The sequence below is a fragment of the Mesorhizobium sp. LjRoot246 genome (genome assembly GCF_964254115.1).
In the GTDB taxonomy this organism is placed as follows: Bacteria; Pseudomonadota; Alphaproteobacteria; order Rhizobiales; family Rhizobiaceae; genus Mesorhizobium.
Genome location: NZ_CAXUSN020000001.1, coordinates 4,519,555 through 4,533,077 on the forward strand (window position 1 = coordinate 4,519,555; position 13,523 = coordinate 4,533,077).

12 protein-coding genes are annotated in these 13,523 nt (G+C 63.5%); 8 read left to right on the forward strand and 4 right to left on the reverse strand.

Annotated elements, in window-relative coordinates:
• Positions 1-2: 2 nt before the first annotated feature.
• Positions 3-1,094, reverse strand: a complete 1,092-nt coding sequence (locus ACSQ3L_RS22180; RefSeq protein WP_436161852.1) for a COX15/CtaA family protein — start codon at positions 1,092-1,094, stop codon at positions 3-5.
• Between the two features lie 453 nt (positions 1,095-1,547).
• Here ACSQ3L_RS22180 and ACSQ3L_RS22185 point away from each other — a divergent pair, with 453 nt between their 5' ends.
• The gene (locus ACSQ3L_RS22185; RefSeq protein WP_292184936.1) at positions 1,548-1,763 is read left to right on the forward strand and encodes a DUF2842 domain-containing protein; all 216 of its coding nucleotides are present in this window, start codon (positions 1,548-1,550) and stop codon (positions 1,761-1,763) included.
• A 14-nt stretch (positions 1,764-1,777) separates the two neighbouring features.
• Here ACSQ3L_RS22185 and ACSQ3L_RS22190 read toward each other — a convergent pair whose 3' ends face one another.
• Positions 1,778-2,836, reverse strand: coding sequence for a polysaccharide deacetylase family protein (locus ACSQ3L_RS22190; protein ID WP_436161853.1), 1,059 nt, complete (start codon positions 2,834-2,836; stop codon positions 1,778-1,780).
• A gap of 91 nt (positions 2,837-2,927) precedes the next feature.
• Here ACSQ3L_RS22190 and ACSQ3L_RS22195 point away from each other — a divergent pair, with 91 nt between their 5' ends.
• Positions 2,928-4,154: a GNAT family N-acetyltransferase gene (locus tag ACSQ3L_RS22195; protein WP_436161854.1), complete on the forward strand. Its 1,227-nt coding sequence runs from the start codon at positions 2,928-2,930 to the stop codon at positions 4,152-4,154.
• Between the two features lie 8 nt (positions 4,155-4,162).
• Here the strand turns inward: ACSQ3L_RS22195 and ACSQ3L_RS22200 are convergent, their stop codons facing one another.
• Entirely contained in the window at positions 4,163-4,876 is a 714-nt protein-coding gene (locus tag ACSQ3L_RS22200; protein WP_292184928.1) for a GntR family transcriptional regulator, read from the reverse strand.
• Positions 4,877-5,137: 261 nt separating this feature from the next.
• On the opposite strand from ACSQ3L_RS22200, the gene ACSQ3L_RS22205 reads away from it, so the two are divergent.
• The 6 genes from ACSQ3L_RS22205 to ACSQ3L_RS22230 all read left to right on the forward strand — a co-directional run bounded on the left by ACSQ3L_RS22205 (position 5,138) and on the right by ACSQ3L_RS22230 (position 11,127).
• Positions 5,138-6,226 carry an ABC transporter ATP-binding protein gene (locus tag ACSQ3L_RS22205; protein ID WP_436161855.1) on the forward strand — a complete coding sequence of 363 codons (1,089 nt, stop codon included), beginning with the start codon at positions 5,138-5,140 and terminating at the stop codon, positions 6,224-6,226.
• Between the two features lie 34 nt (positions 6,227-6,260).
• Complete coding sequence (locus ACSQ3L_RS22210) at positions 6,261-7,550, forward strand: ABC transporter substrate-binding protein (protein WP_436161856.1); 1,290 nt, start codon at positions 6,261-6,263, stop codon at positions 7,548-7,550.
• A 253-nt stretch (positions 7,551-7,803) separates the two neighbouring features.
• A complete protein-coding gene (locus tag ACSQ3L_RS22215; RefSeq protein ID WP_436161857.1) occupies positions 7,804-8,715 on the forward strand; it encodes an ABC transporter permease in 912 nt (303 codons plus the stop codon).
• 2 nt (positions 8,716-8,717) lie between these two features.
• On the forward strand, positions 8,718-9,536 hold the full coding sequence (locus tag ACSQ3L_RS22220) for an ABC transporter permease (protein ID WP_436161858.1): 819 nt from the start codon (positions 8,718-8,720) through the stop codon (positions 9,534-9,536).
• Positions 9,537-9,538: 2 nt separating this feature from the next.
• Complete coding sequence (locus ACSQ3L_RS22225) at positions 9,539-10,285, forward strand: aspartate/glutamate racemase family protein (RefSeq protein ID WP_436161859.1); 747 nt, start codon at positions 9,539-9,541, stop codon at positions 10,283-10,285.
• Between the two features lie 5 nt (positions 10,286-10,290).
• Entirely contained in the window at positions 10,291-11,127 is an 837-nt protein-coding gene (locus tag ACSQ3L_RS22230) for a GNAT family N-acetyltransferase (protein WP_436161860.1), read from the forward strand.
• Between the two features lie 39 nt (positions 11,128-11,166).
• Here the strand turns inward: ACSQ3L_RS22230 and ACSQ3L_RS22235 are convergent, their stop codons facing one another.
• Positions 11,167-13,440, reverse strand: coding sequence for a GumC family protein (locus ACSQ3L_RS22235; RefSeq protein WP_436161861.1), 2,274 nt, complete (start codon positions 13,438-13,440; stop codon positions 11,167-11,169).
• Positions 13,441-13,523 lie beyond the last annotated feature (83 nt).

A 13,523-nucleotide genomic window follows, 5' to 3' on the forward strand; every position in this document is an offset into this window, starting at 1 on the left:
GATCAGCCCCTGAGCGCGATTTCCGTTGGCAGGGGATAGGCGCCCTTGGTGCCGCGCCAATGCGCTGATGCAAAGCCTAACACGATCAAAGCAAAAGCTTGATGGGTCAGCGCCATGTGCAGCGGCACATGCATCAGCAGCGTGCCGATGCCGATCGAGGCCTGCACCAGCACAGTCACAAAAAGCAGCGTCGCGCGGCGAGCATGCGTCGAGCCTGGCAGCCGCCGGCGTGTGGCGATCATGTGCCACAAGGCCACGATGAACACCGTATAGGCGCCGAGCCGATGCACGAACTGCACTGTCTTCGGGCTTTCGAAGAAGTTGCGCCATGCCGGCTCGAGGATGAGCAGATCGCCTGGGATGATCTTGCCGTCCATGAGCGGCCAGGTGTTGTAGCTGAAGCCGGCGTCGAGCCCGGCGACCAGCCCGCCGAGATAGATCTGGATCAGCGCCAGCAGCACGATGAAACCGGCCAGCCTCTGCGTCGACCTATCGGCGGCAGGTTCGGAATGCGGCGCCAATCCTCGCGCGACCACCATGGTCGCGGTGAAGATCAGCGCGGCGAGTGTCAGGTGGGTCGCCAGCCGGTACTGGCTGACTGAGACGCGGTCGACCAGTCCCGAGGCCACCATCCACCAGCCGATGGCGCCCTGCAGGCCGCCGAGCAGGAGAATGCCCAGGAGTTTCGGCCCCAGGCCGCACTCGATTCGGCGCGTCGCCCAGAAGAACAGCAGCGGCAAGGCAAAGACCAGGCCGACGCTACGCGCCAGGATGCGGTGCGCCCATTCCCACCAGAAGATCGACTTGAACGCCTCGATGCTCATGCCCTTGTTGAGCTCGGCATATTGCGGGATCTGCTGGTAGAGCTGAAATTCCTCTTGCCACTCGGCATCGTTGAGCGGCGGGATCACGCCGTGGATCGGCTTCCACTCAGTGATCGACAGGCCGGAATCGGTGAGCCTGGTGGCGCCGCCGACCAGCACTAGCGCAAACAGCACCAGAAGCACCACATAGAGCCAGCCGCGCAGCAGCGCCCTGTTGCGCAGGTCGCGGGCGCGGGCGACGTATGGCGCGGCAGCTGATATGGCAGCCATGATCTTGTCCCGGCAGGTTGGTTTCGCGGATTGGTGGACCATCGCACCCGTGCTGGCAAGGCCATGCGGCGCGGCACGCCGTCGCGCCGCGTCAGGGCTCTGAACTCAGGTTAACGGCGGCAGCCAGTTCGGCGGTGTTGGCAGCTTTTGTGCCGCTAGCTTTTCAAGATAGGAATTTTTTCTTGACACCGTGCCGTCAGCTATGCTACATATTCGTCCATGGTGCTGATTTGCGCCGGTGGCCCGCCGCACAGGCGGGTTTTTCGTCTGATGCTCCGTCAGCCAACGTGCCGGCGAAGGCTCCGAAGGATCCCGTCAGCCCGAGTTCGTTGCCCTGCTGCGCCGCGCCTCACCGGTTGCACAGCCTCGCGCCAAGGCCTATGCGGGGCCAACACTTTGAGCCTGCCAGGCCGCCTATGCGAATTCCCGGCATGCTCGATCAGGAGACCAACCATGCCCATGCGCCTGAAAAAGCTGATCGGAATGTTTCTGCTGGTGGCACTGGTCATCATCTATGCGCTGGTCGCATCGATCTTCGCGGTCGCCCAGCTCTCCGAGTCGGGTCCGTGGGTGCATTTCCTGTTCTTCCTGCTCAGCGGCCTGCTCTGGGTGCTGCCGGCGATGGGCATCATCAAATGGCTGATGTTGGAGCCGAGGGCCAAGCGCTAAGCGTACCGCCGCCGTCAGATGGTGACCACCATCTTGCCGGCATTGGCGAGCGGCGTCGTCACGCCCGACAGCATGGTGCGGATGTGAGCGAGGCTCTGGTAGCGGCCGTTGACTGAAATGCGCGGCAAGGCATGCAGGAACCCGGCATGTTCGGCGCGCAGCACGCCGTGGCGCGTCGTCACGGCGGACGTATAGCCGGCGTCGCGGGCAAAGCCGACTTCGCGGCAGCCTACAGCACTGGCATAGCCATAGGGGTAAGCGAAATGGCTGGGCTCGTCGCCGAGTTCAGCCTGCAACATGGCGCGCACGGCGCCGGTCTCGTGCCGCGCATCGGCTTCGGGAAGCCGCTTCAGATTGCTGTGGTTGATGGTGTGGGCGCCGATCCTCACCAGCGGATGCGCTGCGATGCTGCGGATTTCGTCCCAGCTCATCAATGTGCGCAAGCGCGAGCCGTCGGCGTCGATGCCATTTGAGCGAGCCAGGTCGCGCAACACCGCTTGCAGATCCTCCTCGCGGACTTCGGAGGTGAGATAGGCGTGCAGGCGTGCATTGGCCTGCAGTTTCTTCGCGGGGGTCGAGCAGTCGATCGTCAGCGGACCATTCGGCCGCGCCAGCGTCAGGGTATCGCGCGCGTTGACGATGTCCTCGACCACATCCCACCACAGGTCGGCGGTGCCGTTAATCAGCCCCGGTGCGACATAGATGGTGATCGGCGCGCCGTGCTTCTCCAGCACCGGCAACGCTTCGGTCATGTTGTCGCGATAGGCGTCGTCGGCGGTGATGGTAGCAAATTGCCCCCCCTTGCCGCCTGCCTTGATGCGCTCGACGGCTTCGTCCATGGAGACGAAGGCATAGCCATGCGCCTTCATGTCGGCGATCACGGCATCGAGGAAGCCTGGCGCGATGTTGAGATGCCGATTGACGCTATCCGGCTTTTCGGGCGTCGCGGTAACGCGGTGCAACATCAGGATGGCGCCAATGCCGCCGATGAACGGCTTGGCCAGCGGTGCAAGGCCGGTGTAGCGGGCGACGTTCAGCGCCAGTTTCCGGATTGCCTCCCCGCCGTCGATCATTCATTCACCTTTTGCGCCTAGGCTAATCCAAGCACGGAATGCGCCTAGGCGAACCCCCAAATCGCGATCAATACGCCCTAAGGATTGAGGTATGGTTGACGCAACCGCGTCATTTGACGGCAATCGGCTTGCGGCGACCGAGGCGTCGTCGCGCGCCTTGCCACGGGACCATGCCGGCCTGTCGATTTCAGTGGCGTCCGCTGACGGGCTCGCGGCCTATGCCGAGTTCTGCCGCTCGGCGCTGTTTGCCCCAGCGCAGAGTGCTGCCTGGATCCTGAACTGGGCTGCCGAGGGCCGACCGGATCTGCTCGTCGCGACGCTGAGCGCCGAAGGCAAGCCGGTTTTTTCGCTGGCGCTGGAGGTCACCGCCAGCGGCCCGTTCCGCGTCGCCCGCTTCATGGGTGGCCGCCACGCCAATGGCAATTTCGTCGCCGCCGATCCGGACTGGCTGACCAGGGCGGATATCGCGGCCGTCCGATCGATGATGGCGGCGATTGCCAAGGCACGCCCGGACATCGATCTCGTCGCGCTCGAGCGGTTGCTGCCCGATCTCGACGGCGTCGCCAATCCGCTCGCCGCGCTAGACCATTTTGCCAGCCCCAATTTGGCGCTGGCCGTCGACCTTGCCGGCGGCTTCGATGCGCTGCTTTCTCGTGCCAGCGGCAAGCGCAAGCGCAAGAAGCACCGTTCGCAGATACGGAAATTCGAGGCGGTTGGCAGCCATCGGCGCATCGAGGCCCGCACACCGGACGAGGTGAACAGGCTGCTCGACGCTTTTTTCGAGATGAAGGAATTCCGCTTTCGCAAGATGGGCATCACCAACGTCTTCGGCGACGAGCAGGTGCGCGGCTTCTTCCGCGCGCTGTTCTCGCAAGCGCTTGCCGAGGACAAGCCCTCCTTCGTGCTGCACGGGCTCGAGGTTGCGGGCAAGCTCCGCGCCGTCACCGGCTCAAGCCTCTCGGGCAAGCGCCTGATCTGCGAATTCGGCGCGATAGCCGAGGACGATCTTGGCCACACCAGCCCCGGCGACTTCCTGTTCTTCGACAACATCCAGGAAGCCTGCGAGGCTGGTTTCGAGGTCTATGATTTCTCAGTCGGCGACGAGCCTTACAAGCGGCTATGGTGCGATATCGAAACCCGGCATTTCGAGGTGCTCATACCGCTGACCCTGAAGGGCCGCATGCTGGCGCTGACGCTGAGGCAAGGCGCGAGGCTGAAAACCTTCATCAAGAACAGCCCGATGATCTGGAAGTTGACCAAGATGCTGCGCCGCAAGGCGGCCGGGCAAACTGCGGCGCCCGCCGAGGACGAAAGCTAATTTAGGCCTCAGAAGTTGAGGGCTTCCCTGAGCGCCGGACCGGCCCTGACACGCAGATCGAGATCGGCCTCGATATGATCGATGTGGTGCAGCATCAACCGGCTCGCCAGCCCGCAATCGCCGCTCTCCAGCGCTCCAACAATCCCGGTGTGCTCGCTGTGCCCGCAGGCTGACACCCCAGACCGCCCGTAAAGGGCGATGACCAATGATGAGCGCGCCACCAGCTCCTCCATGAAGCGCTGCAGGATGGCATTGCCCGCGACGGCGGCGAGCAGCAGATGGAAATCGCCCGACGCCTTGATTTCGGAACGCCGCGCATTGGGACCGCGCTCAGCGATGAAGCGGCCCTCCTCGTCGAGCTGCGTCTTGAAGGCAGCGATGTCGGCGGCGGTGACATGCCCGCAGGCGGCGATGGCAATGCCCGGTTCGATCAGCCTGCGCGAGGCGAATACCTGGCGCGCTTCCTCAGGCGAAGGATTGGCGACGAAGGCGCCGCGGTTGCGCTCCGTGCGCACCAGCCCCTCGAAGGACAGCATCTGCAGGGCGGCGCGTGCAACGGTGCGGGAGACGTCGAACAGCGTGCCGACCTCGCCTTCCGACAGTTTGGTGCCCGGGGCCAGCCGGCGGTCGACAATGGCGTCGCGCAACTGGTCGCGGATCGCTTGCGCGCGATCCTGCGTGGCGCTGTCGGTGGCGGAATAGATCTGGTCGGCGATGTTCATGCAGCAAATTCTTTCCGCCCTTTCTAGCGCGACTATCCACGCCAGTACGAGAGGCAAAGTGGACACGAAGGCAAAAAAGATTGCATACGATTTTTGTGCACATCGCCCACAATCGCCCATATTTTGTGCAATGCACAACCCGGCCCATTTTGTGAGCGGCACCCAAGAATCCTGATTTTCCCGACAATTCAAATGCTTGGCCGGCCATATTGGGATTGGCACGCATGATGCTTTGGTTAAAGCGACCAAACGGGGAAGCCTATGTCCAAAGCCGCCGAAATCGACATCGTGTCCGTTTCGAAAGTCTATGGAACGACGACCGCCGTCGAGGACATCAGCCTGAAGATCCCGGCGGGAACCTATTGCTGCCTGCTCGGTCCTTCCGGCTGCGGCAAGACCTCGACGCTGCGCATGATCGCCGGCCATGAGAGCATTTCCAGCGGCGATGTCCGCCTCGGCAATGTGGTGGTGACGGACCTGCCGCCGGCCCGGCGCGGCACGGCGATGATGTTCCAGTCCTATGCGCTGTTCCCGCATCTCGACCTGATCGACAATGTCGCCTTCAGCCTGAAGATGAAGGGCGTCGACAAGGAAAAGCGCCGTGCCAAGGCGCTCGATATGCTGAAGCTGATGCAGATGGAGGCCTATGCCACGCGACGGCCCGCGCAGCTTTCAGGCGGCCAGCAGCAGCGCGTCGCGCTGGCGCGTGCGCTGATCACAGATCCCGAGGCGCTGTTGCTCGACGAACCGCTGTCGGCGCTCGACCCATTCCTGAAGATCCGCATGCGCGCCGAGTTGAAGAAGCTGCAGACCTCGCTTGGCATCACCTTTGTCCACGTCACCCACAGCCAGGAGGAGGCGATGGCTCTCGCCGACCTGATCGTGGTGATGAACGATGGCCGCATCGAACAGGCGGCTCCGCCGCGCGATGTCTTCGAGCGGCCGGCCACCGCCTTCGTCGCGCGCTTCATGGGCGACCACAATGTCATCTCCGGCCGGGTCACCGGTGAACGCAACGGCATGGTCGTGTTCGACGTCAATGGCGGCGGCTCGCTTGCCGCCAGCGGCCAGCCACGGGAAGCGGGGGCGCCGATCGACATCGCCATCCGCACCGATCATGTGCGCATCGGCGAGCCGCCCTCGCCTGGCCTCGGCTTCACCGGCATCGTCTCCAACATCGAATATCGCGGCGCCACGGTAAAGCTCTCCGTCACCGGCGCCGGCATCGACGACTTCACCGTCATCGTCGACGATTCCGACTTCTTCGCCAAACCCGTCGCCATTGGCGACGCCGTACCGCTCGCCTGGGATTCCGAGGATGCCGTCGTTCTCGGACGCCTTCATTCATGACGTCAACGAAGCAAAACAAGACAGGGGAATAGGCATGACAAACACTGCGCAAACCAAGGCGGGCATTTCGCGCCGCTCGCTGCTCAAGACGGGTGCCGCCGCCGTCGGCCTTGCCGCCGGCTCTGGCGCCATATCAGGCTTTCCGACCATCTGGGCGCAGTCCAACATCACGCTGCGCCAGTTCGGCACCGGCGTGTCGAACCTCAACGCCATCGCCGACAAGTGCAAGGCGGATCTCGGCATCACGCTGGAAATGACCGCGACCGATTCAGACGCGGCGGCCCAGCGCGCCGTGACCCAGCCCGACAGCTACGATATCGCAGATATCGAATACTGGATCTGCAAGAAAGTGTTCCCAAGCGGCGTGCTGCAGCCGATGGATGTCAGCAAGCTGAAATATTACGACGAGCTGGTGCCGCTGTTCAAAACCGGCAAGCTGACGCCCGACAGCGTCATCGCCCAGGGCACGGCACCGCACACGGTCGGCTTTGTCGAGGCTCAGGACAGTAAGGTCTTCGCCAAGGCGCCGACCAACTGGTTCACAATGGTGCCGACCATCTACAACGCCGACACGCTGGGCATCCGCCCAGACCTCGTCGGCCGCGACATCACCACCTGGGCCGACATCATGGACCCGGCCTTCAAGGGCAAGACCGCGATCCTCAACATCCCCTCCATCGGCATCATGGACGCGGCGATGATCATGGAAGCCATGGGCAACATCAAATATGCCGACAAGGGCAACATGACCAAGGAGGAGATCGACAAGACGATCGACTTCCTGATCAAGGCCAAGCAAGACGGCCAGTTCCGCGCCTTCTGGAAATCCTTCGACGAGAGCGTCAATCTGATGGCGTCGGGCGAAGTCGTCATCCAGTCGATGTGGTCACCTGCCGTCGCTGCCGTCCGTTCCAAGGGCATCGCCTGTCGCTTCCAGCCGCTCAAGGAAGGCTACCGCTCATGGGGCGGCGGCCTTGGCCTGGCGGCACATCTCTCGGGCGCGCAGCTCGACGCGGCCTATGAGTACATCAACTGGTACACGTCGGGCTGGGTCGGCGGCTATCTCAACCGCCAAGGCTACTATTCGGCCAACATGGTCTCGGCCAAGAAGTTCATGACCGAGGACGAGTGGGGCTACTGGATCGAAGGCAAGCCGGCCAAGGGCGACATCAAGGCGCCCGACGGCACTGTCATGGAAAAGGCCGGCGCGCTGCGTGACGGCGGCTCGTTCGAAGAGCGCATGGGCCATGTCGCCTGCTGGAACTCGGTCATGGACGAGGACCGCTACATGGTGAAGCGCTGGAACGAGTTCATCGCGGCTTAAGGCAGGCAGCGCGTTAGTTCGAGATGCCTCATTCCTTCGCGCCCCCCTCTGCCCTACCGGGCATCTCCCCCTCTAGGGGGGAGATCGGCAGTTTCGTCGCCGCCTTTGACCTTGCAACGCCGATGGTTGGCGAAAGCAGTGTCGAGGGCGCAATCTCCCCCCTTGAGGGGGAGATGTCCGGCAGGACAGAGGGGGGCGCGAAGGATCTCAGCCTTACAGATTGCTCTCCCGCCGCACTGCGAAGGTTGTCCGCATGACAGTCGCCCTCGAACGCCCCGCCATATCCACCGCCAAGCCCGCCAGGCGCCGTCGCGTCTCCATCGGCGCCGTCACGCCCTATCTCCAGTCTGCCCCCCTCGCAATAATCCTCGGTGCGTTCCTGCTGCTACCCATCATCATGATCGTCGTCGTTTCCTTCTGGGATTACGACTTCGCCGCCATGTACCCGGATTTCCTGACCACCAACTATTCCGACGTGCTGGGTTCCTGGGTCACCTGGAAGACCTATCTCAACACCATCAAATTCGCCGCCATCGTCTGGGCGCTGACCTTGTTCATCGGCTTCTGGGTCGCCTACTTCCTGGCCTTCCACATCCGCACCACGGCGATGCAGATGGTGCTGTTCCTGGTCTGCACCGTGCCGTTCCTGACCTCCAACATCATCCGCATGATCTCGTGGATTCCGGTGCTCGGCCGCAACGGGCTGATCAACTCGACGCTGGTGCATATGGGCCTGGTGCCCAAGCCGATCGAATGGCTGCTCTATTCCGAATTCGCCGTCGTGCTCGCCATGGTGCATCTCTACACGCTGTTCATGGTGACGCCGATCTTCAACACGCTGATGCGCATCGACCGCTCGCTGGTCGAGGCCGCGCGCGACGCCGGCGCTTCCGGCTGGCAGGTGCTGTGGAACGTCATCATTCCGCTGGCCAAGCCGGGCATGGCGATCGGCACCATCTTCGTCGTCACGCTCGTCATGGCCGACTTTTCCACCGTGCAGGTGATGTCGGGCGGCCAGAGCGCCTCGGTGGCGCTGATGATGAAGAACCAGATGTCGCTGCTGCAGTATCCGGCCGCCGCCGCCAACGCGGTGGTGCTGCTGGTGCTGGTGCTCTTGATGGTCGCCGGCATCCTGCGCATCGTCGACATCCGCAAGGAGCTTTGACGTTGAACCACGAAAAACGCACCGTCGAATTCTACGTGCTGGCCGCCTTCTTCACGCTGTTCGTGCTGTTCCTCTACGGCCCGCTGTCGGCGATCCTGATCCTGTCATTCCAGGGCGAGACCGGCGGCCTCACCTTTCCGCTCAACGGCGTGTCGCTGCACTGGTTCGCCAATCTGTTCGAACGCCAGGCGGTCGGCGATTTCGGCGGCAGCTTCAAGCGCTCGCTGGTGCTGGGCATCATGGTGATGATCGTTACCGTCGCTGTCTCGCTGCTTGCAGGCCTCGCCTTCCGCCGGAAATTCCGCGGCGCCACGGCGCTGTTCTACATGGCGGTCGCCAGCCTCGTCGTGCCCTCGATCATCATTTCATTGGGCATCGGCGTCGTCTTCCAGCAGATAGGCTTGCGCCCAGCCTGGTACACGTCGGCATTCGGCGCGCATCTGACCTGGACGCTGCCGTTCGGCGTGCTGATCATGTTTGCTGTCTTCAACCGCTTCTCGCCGGCCTATGAGGAAGCCGCACGGGACCTCGGCGCCACCTCCTGGCAGACCTTCGTCCATGTCGTGCTGCCGATGATCGCGCCGAGCCTGATCGGTGTCGGCCTGTTCGGCTTCACGCTCTCCTACGACGAGTTCGCGCGCACGCTGATGACCTCGGGCACCTTCAACACGCTGCCACTCGAAATCTACGGCATGACCACCAATGTGACGACACCGGTGCTCTACGCGCTTGGCACGGTGACGACGGTGTTCTCGTTCCTGGTGATCCTGGCGACGCTGGGCATCATCCTCTATGTCGGCCGCCGCAGGGCCAGGGCTTGATCGTGCAGATATTGATAGTGAACCCCAACACGACGGCCAGCATGACAGAGACCATAGGTACCGCGGCGCGTGGCGTCGCCGGCGCCTGGACGGAGGTCATCGCCGTCACCTCGTCCATGGGACCGGCCTCGATCGAAGGCTATTATGACGAGGCACTGGCCGTGCCTGGCCTTTTGATGGAGATCGCCGCCGGTGAACGTGCCGGCGCGCAGGCTGCCATCATCGCCTGTTTCGACGATACCGGTCTGGACGCCGCGCGCGCGATGGCCAGTATTCCCATCATTGGCATTTGCGAGGCAGCGCTCACCATGGCTGCCTTCATCGCCCAGCGCTTCACTGTTGTGACCACCACCGAACGCTCGCGTGTACCTGTCGAAGGGCTGGTGCAGCGCTACGGCATGGCGGGACGGGCGCTTGTGCGCGCCGCGGACATTCCGGTGCTTGCGCTTGAAGATCCGGCATCGGGCGCGGTCGGCAAGCTGTGCGACGAAATCGCCAGAGCCATCGCTGAAGACCGCGCCGAGGCCATCGTGCTCGGCTGCGCCGGCATGGCCGATCTTGCGCACCGGCTGCAAGCGGAATTCGAACTTCCGGTCATCGACGGCGTCGGCGCGGCACTGAAGCAGGCCGAAGCGCTGATTGCACTCGGCCTGTCGACATCGAAGCGCGGCGCCTATGCAAGCCCGCTGGCCAAGCCCTATCGTGGCATGCTGAAATCCTTCTCGCCCGGAGCAGTCGCCGCGGAGTGAACACCATGAAGCCTACCATCCGCACACTGTCGCTGCAGGAGCTGGCGGTTCTCGTCGACTGGGCGGCTGTGGAAGGCTGGAACCCCGGTCTTGAAGACGCGGCGATGTTGCAGGCTGCGGATCCCGAAGGCTTCATCGGCGCCTTTGTCGGCAACGAAATGGTCGCCGCGATCTCGGCAGTGGCCTATGGAAGCGAGTTCGGTTTCATCGGCCTCTACATCTGCCGGCCGGATCGACGCGGCAAAGGCTACGGCAAGGCAGTCTGGAACGCCGGCATGAAAAGGCTTGCAGGCAGGACCGTTGGCCTCGACGGCGTCGCCGAGCAGCAGGCCAATTACCGGCGCAAGGGCTTCAGGCCGGCCTACGAAACCATCCGCTACACCGGGCGCAAGGCAGGCCCGGCGATCAGGGCAGACGGGCTGCGCATGATAACAACGCAGCTTGTGCCCGACATCATCGCCTACGACTCATATTGTTTTCCGGCGCCGCGGCGGGCCTTCCTGCAGCGATGGCTGCAGGCACCGCACTGCGGGCTGGCGGCGATCAGTTCGCGCGGCACCGCCGGCTACGCCGTGGCGCGGCCGTGCCGCTCCGGCTTCAAGGTCGGCCCGCTGTTTGCCGACGAGATGGAAATCGCCCTGCAACTGCTGGACGGACTGGCTGGCGCCTGTGAGGGCGGCGACCTGCACATCGACGTCCCCGCCGACAACATCGGTTTCATCGCGGCGCTCGAGGCGGCCGGCTTTGCGCCGACCTTCACCACCACCCGCATGTACAAGGGCCTGCCCCCGAAGCTCGGCCTGCAGCGAGTGTTCGGCGTAACGACCCTGGAACTGGGATAACCGGGCAGACCGCTAACCGGCGCCTGTTAGGGAATTGCTTCAGGCGGCGGAGCGTCGTCCGGGTACCGGATTGCCGGGCGGTTCGTGGCCGAGCGGCGTCACCAGCGTGAGATCGGGATAGCCGTTCTCGATCAGCTTGACCGCGGCCTGCGTCACCTCGTCGTCCGCCTCCAGCATGGATAGGAACACCTCGGTGGCATCACCTGCCAGACGGCCGATGCCTTGCGCGTCGGCCGGCCCGCACTCGACCACGACCAGGTCATAGGCAGTGGTCAGCGACTGCATGATGATCGGCAGCCGGTCGGCGGCGCGCATGGCTCGGACCGGATCGGCGGTGCCGACCGGAATGACGTGACAGTCCGAGTACAGATCAGCGTGGATGACGTCGCTGAACTGGGCTTCCGAAGCGAGCAGGTTGGTGATGCCGGGGAAAAGGCCGCTGTCCAGCATCGGCCGTGATGCCGCCCCCGACGCGGTAAGGTCCAGCAGCAGGACGCGCAGGCCGGCGTCCGCGACCTCGCGGGCCACCAGGATCGCTGATGCGGCTGCCTCGTCGCCCTCCGGCGAGACGAATATGGCGCGCGCGGCACCGCTGGCGATCAGCTTCTCGGCAGCCTTCTCGATGTCGATCTCGCCCAGAGCCGAACGCGCCGGCTCGGGCGCGACAGCCGTCTGCTCTGCTGCCACCGCATCGGACATGGCGCCCGTATCCGGCGCCTCGGCCCGATAGGGCATCGCGGCCGTGTAGGGCTCGGCCTCCGCTTCGGCCGGACTTTCTCCCATCTCCTGGCGAACAATGGGTTCCTGAAAGGCAGCAAATTCCTGGCGGGCAGCCGGCATTGCGACCCTACCGGGGGCCGGCGCAATATCAGGCATCGCGACCTCATCGATCCGTTCGAAACGGGAACCAGTCGCCGGACGCATCGCGCGGCCGGAAAACAGCTCCCGCAGAAGCGTCACGATGGCCATGATCAGCAGCGATGCGGCGAAGGCGGCGCCAACGATCGGTCCGACCTTCGGGAAATAGGCCTCGGAAGGAACCGAGGCCTTCGAGGCGATCCGGGCGTCGACCGGCAGGTAGTTGCGATCCTGGCGCGAAGCCGCTTCGCGGTAGTTGGTCAGATACAGCTCGAGTTGCTGCCGTTTGGCGGTCGCGTCGCGCTGCAGGGCGTCGAGATCGACCTGCTGTTCGCCGGCCTGCGCCGACGCCGCCTTCAACGTGTTGACGTCGGCAACTAGCTGGTTCTCGCGGGCCTTTGCCGTCTCGGCCTGCATCAACAGGCCTTTCATGATCTTCTGGGCTTCGCTGCGGATCTGCGCGTCGAGATCGGACAGTTGCGATTTCAGCGCGCGGATGCGCGGATGATTGCCCAGCAGTGTCGTCGACAGATCGGCGATGTTGGAGCGCAATTCGACCTGTCGCTCGCGCAAGCGCTGGATCAGATCCGATGACAGAACCTCCGGCACGGCATCCAGCGAACCGCCATTCTGCAGCGCCCTGTGCACACCGTCAGCGGTCGCTTCGGCCGCGGCGCGGTTGGCACGCACTTTCGACAGTTCGCTCGACAGTTCCGAAAGCTGCTGGGTGGCCAGCACCGAATTGTTGCCACCCATCAGAAGATCGGATTGGGCACGGTAGGCGGCGACCTTGGCCTCGGCATCCTTGACCTGCTTCGACAGGTCGGCGATCTCCGGCGCCAGGAAGTCGGCGGCGGCGTTGTTCGATTCAAGCTTGGCCGCCCCCTGCCCCGCTATATAGGCGGCGGCAATGTCATCCGGTATTTTGGCAGCGAGTTGCGGATCTTCCGATGAGAACTCGATGGCAATGATACGGGTCTTCTCGACGCCATAGACGTTGAGCTTCTCGTGCATTTTCTTGAGCACGCGCTCTTCCGTCGGAATTTCCATCGGGTCGCTTTTCAAGCCGACCAGGACCAGGGCGCGGCTCAGCGCCGACATGTCGAGCGCTTCATTGAACTCGGGCAGTTTTTCCAGGCCAAGCTTCTGTGCGACCTGCTTGAGGATTTCGTTGGAGGAAATGATCTGGACCTGGGTGGCGACGCCCTGTTCGTCGAGAATAGGCTTGTCGGTATCATTGTTGTTGCTGGCCGGCCGCGTGTAGACGGATTCGCGTGGAGCTATCTCCACCTGCGTCTCGGCCTTGTAGTGCCTGGTTGCCAATGAGGCGAACGCGAACGCCAGACCCGTCACCAGCAAGACGACGACGATTATGCGCAGCCAATTCCTCGCCAGGCTGGCGAAGAGCTGCCTGAGATCGACGTCGACATCTGCGGCCGCGGACTGAACGGACATGCATCCCTACTCCGATACTGGGTCGGGATGCACCGTAAACAACTATGGTAACTCAGCCGTTAAGATCACGGTAAGTTTCCGTT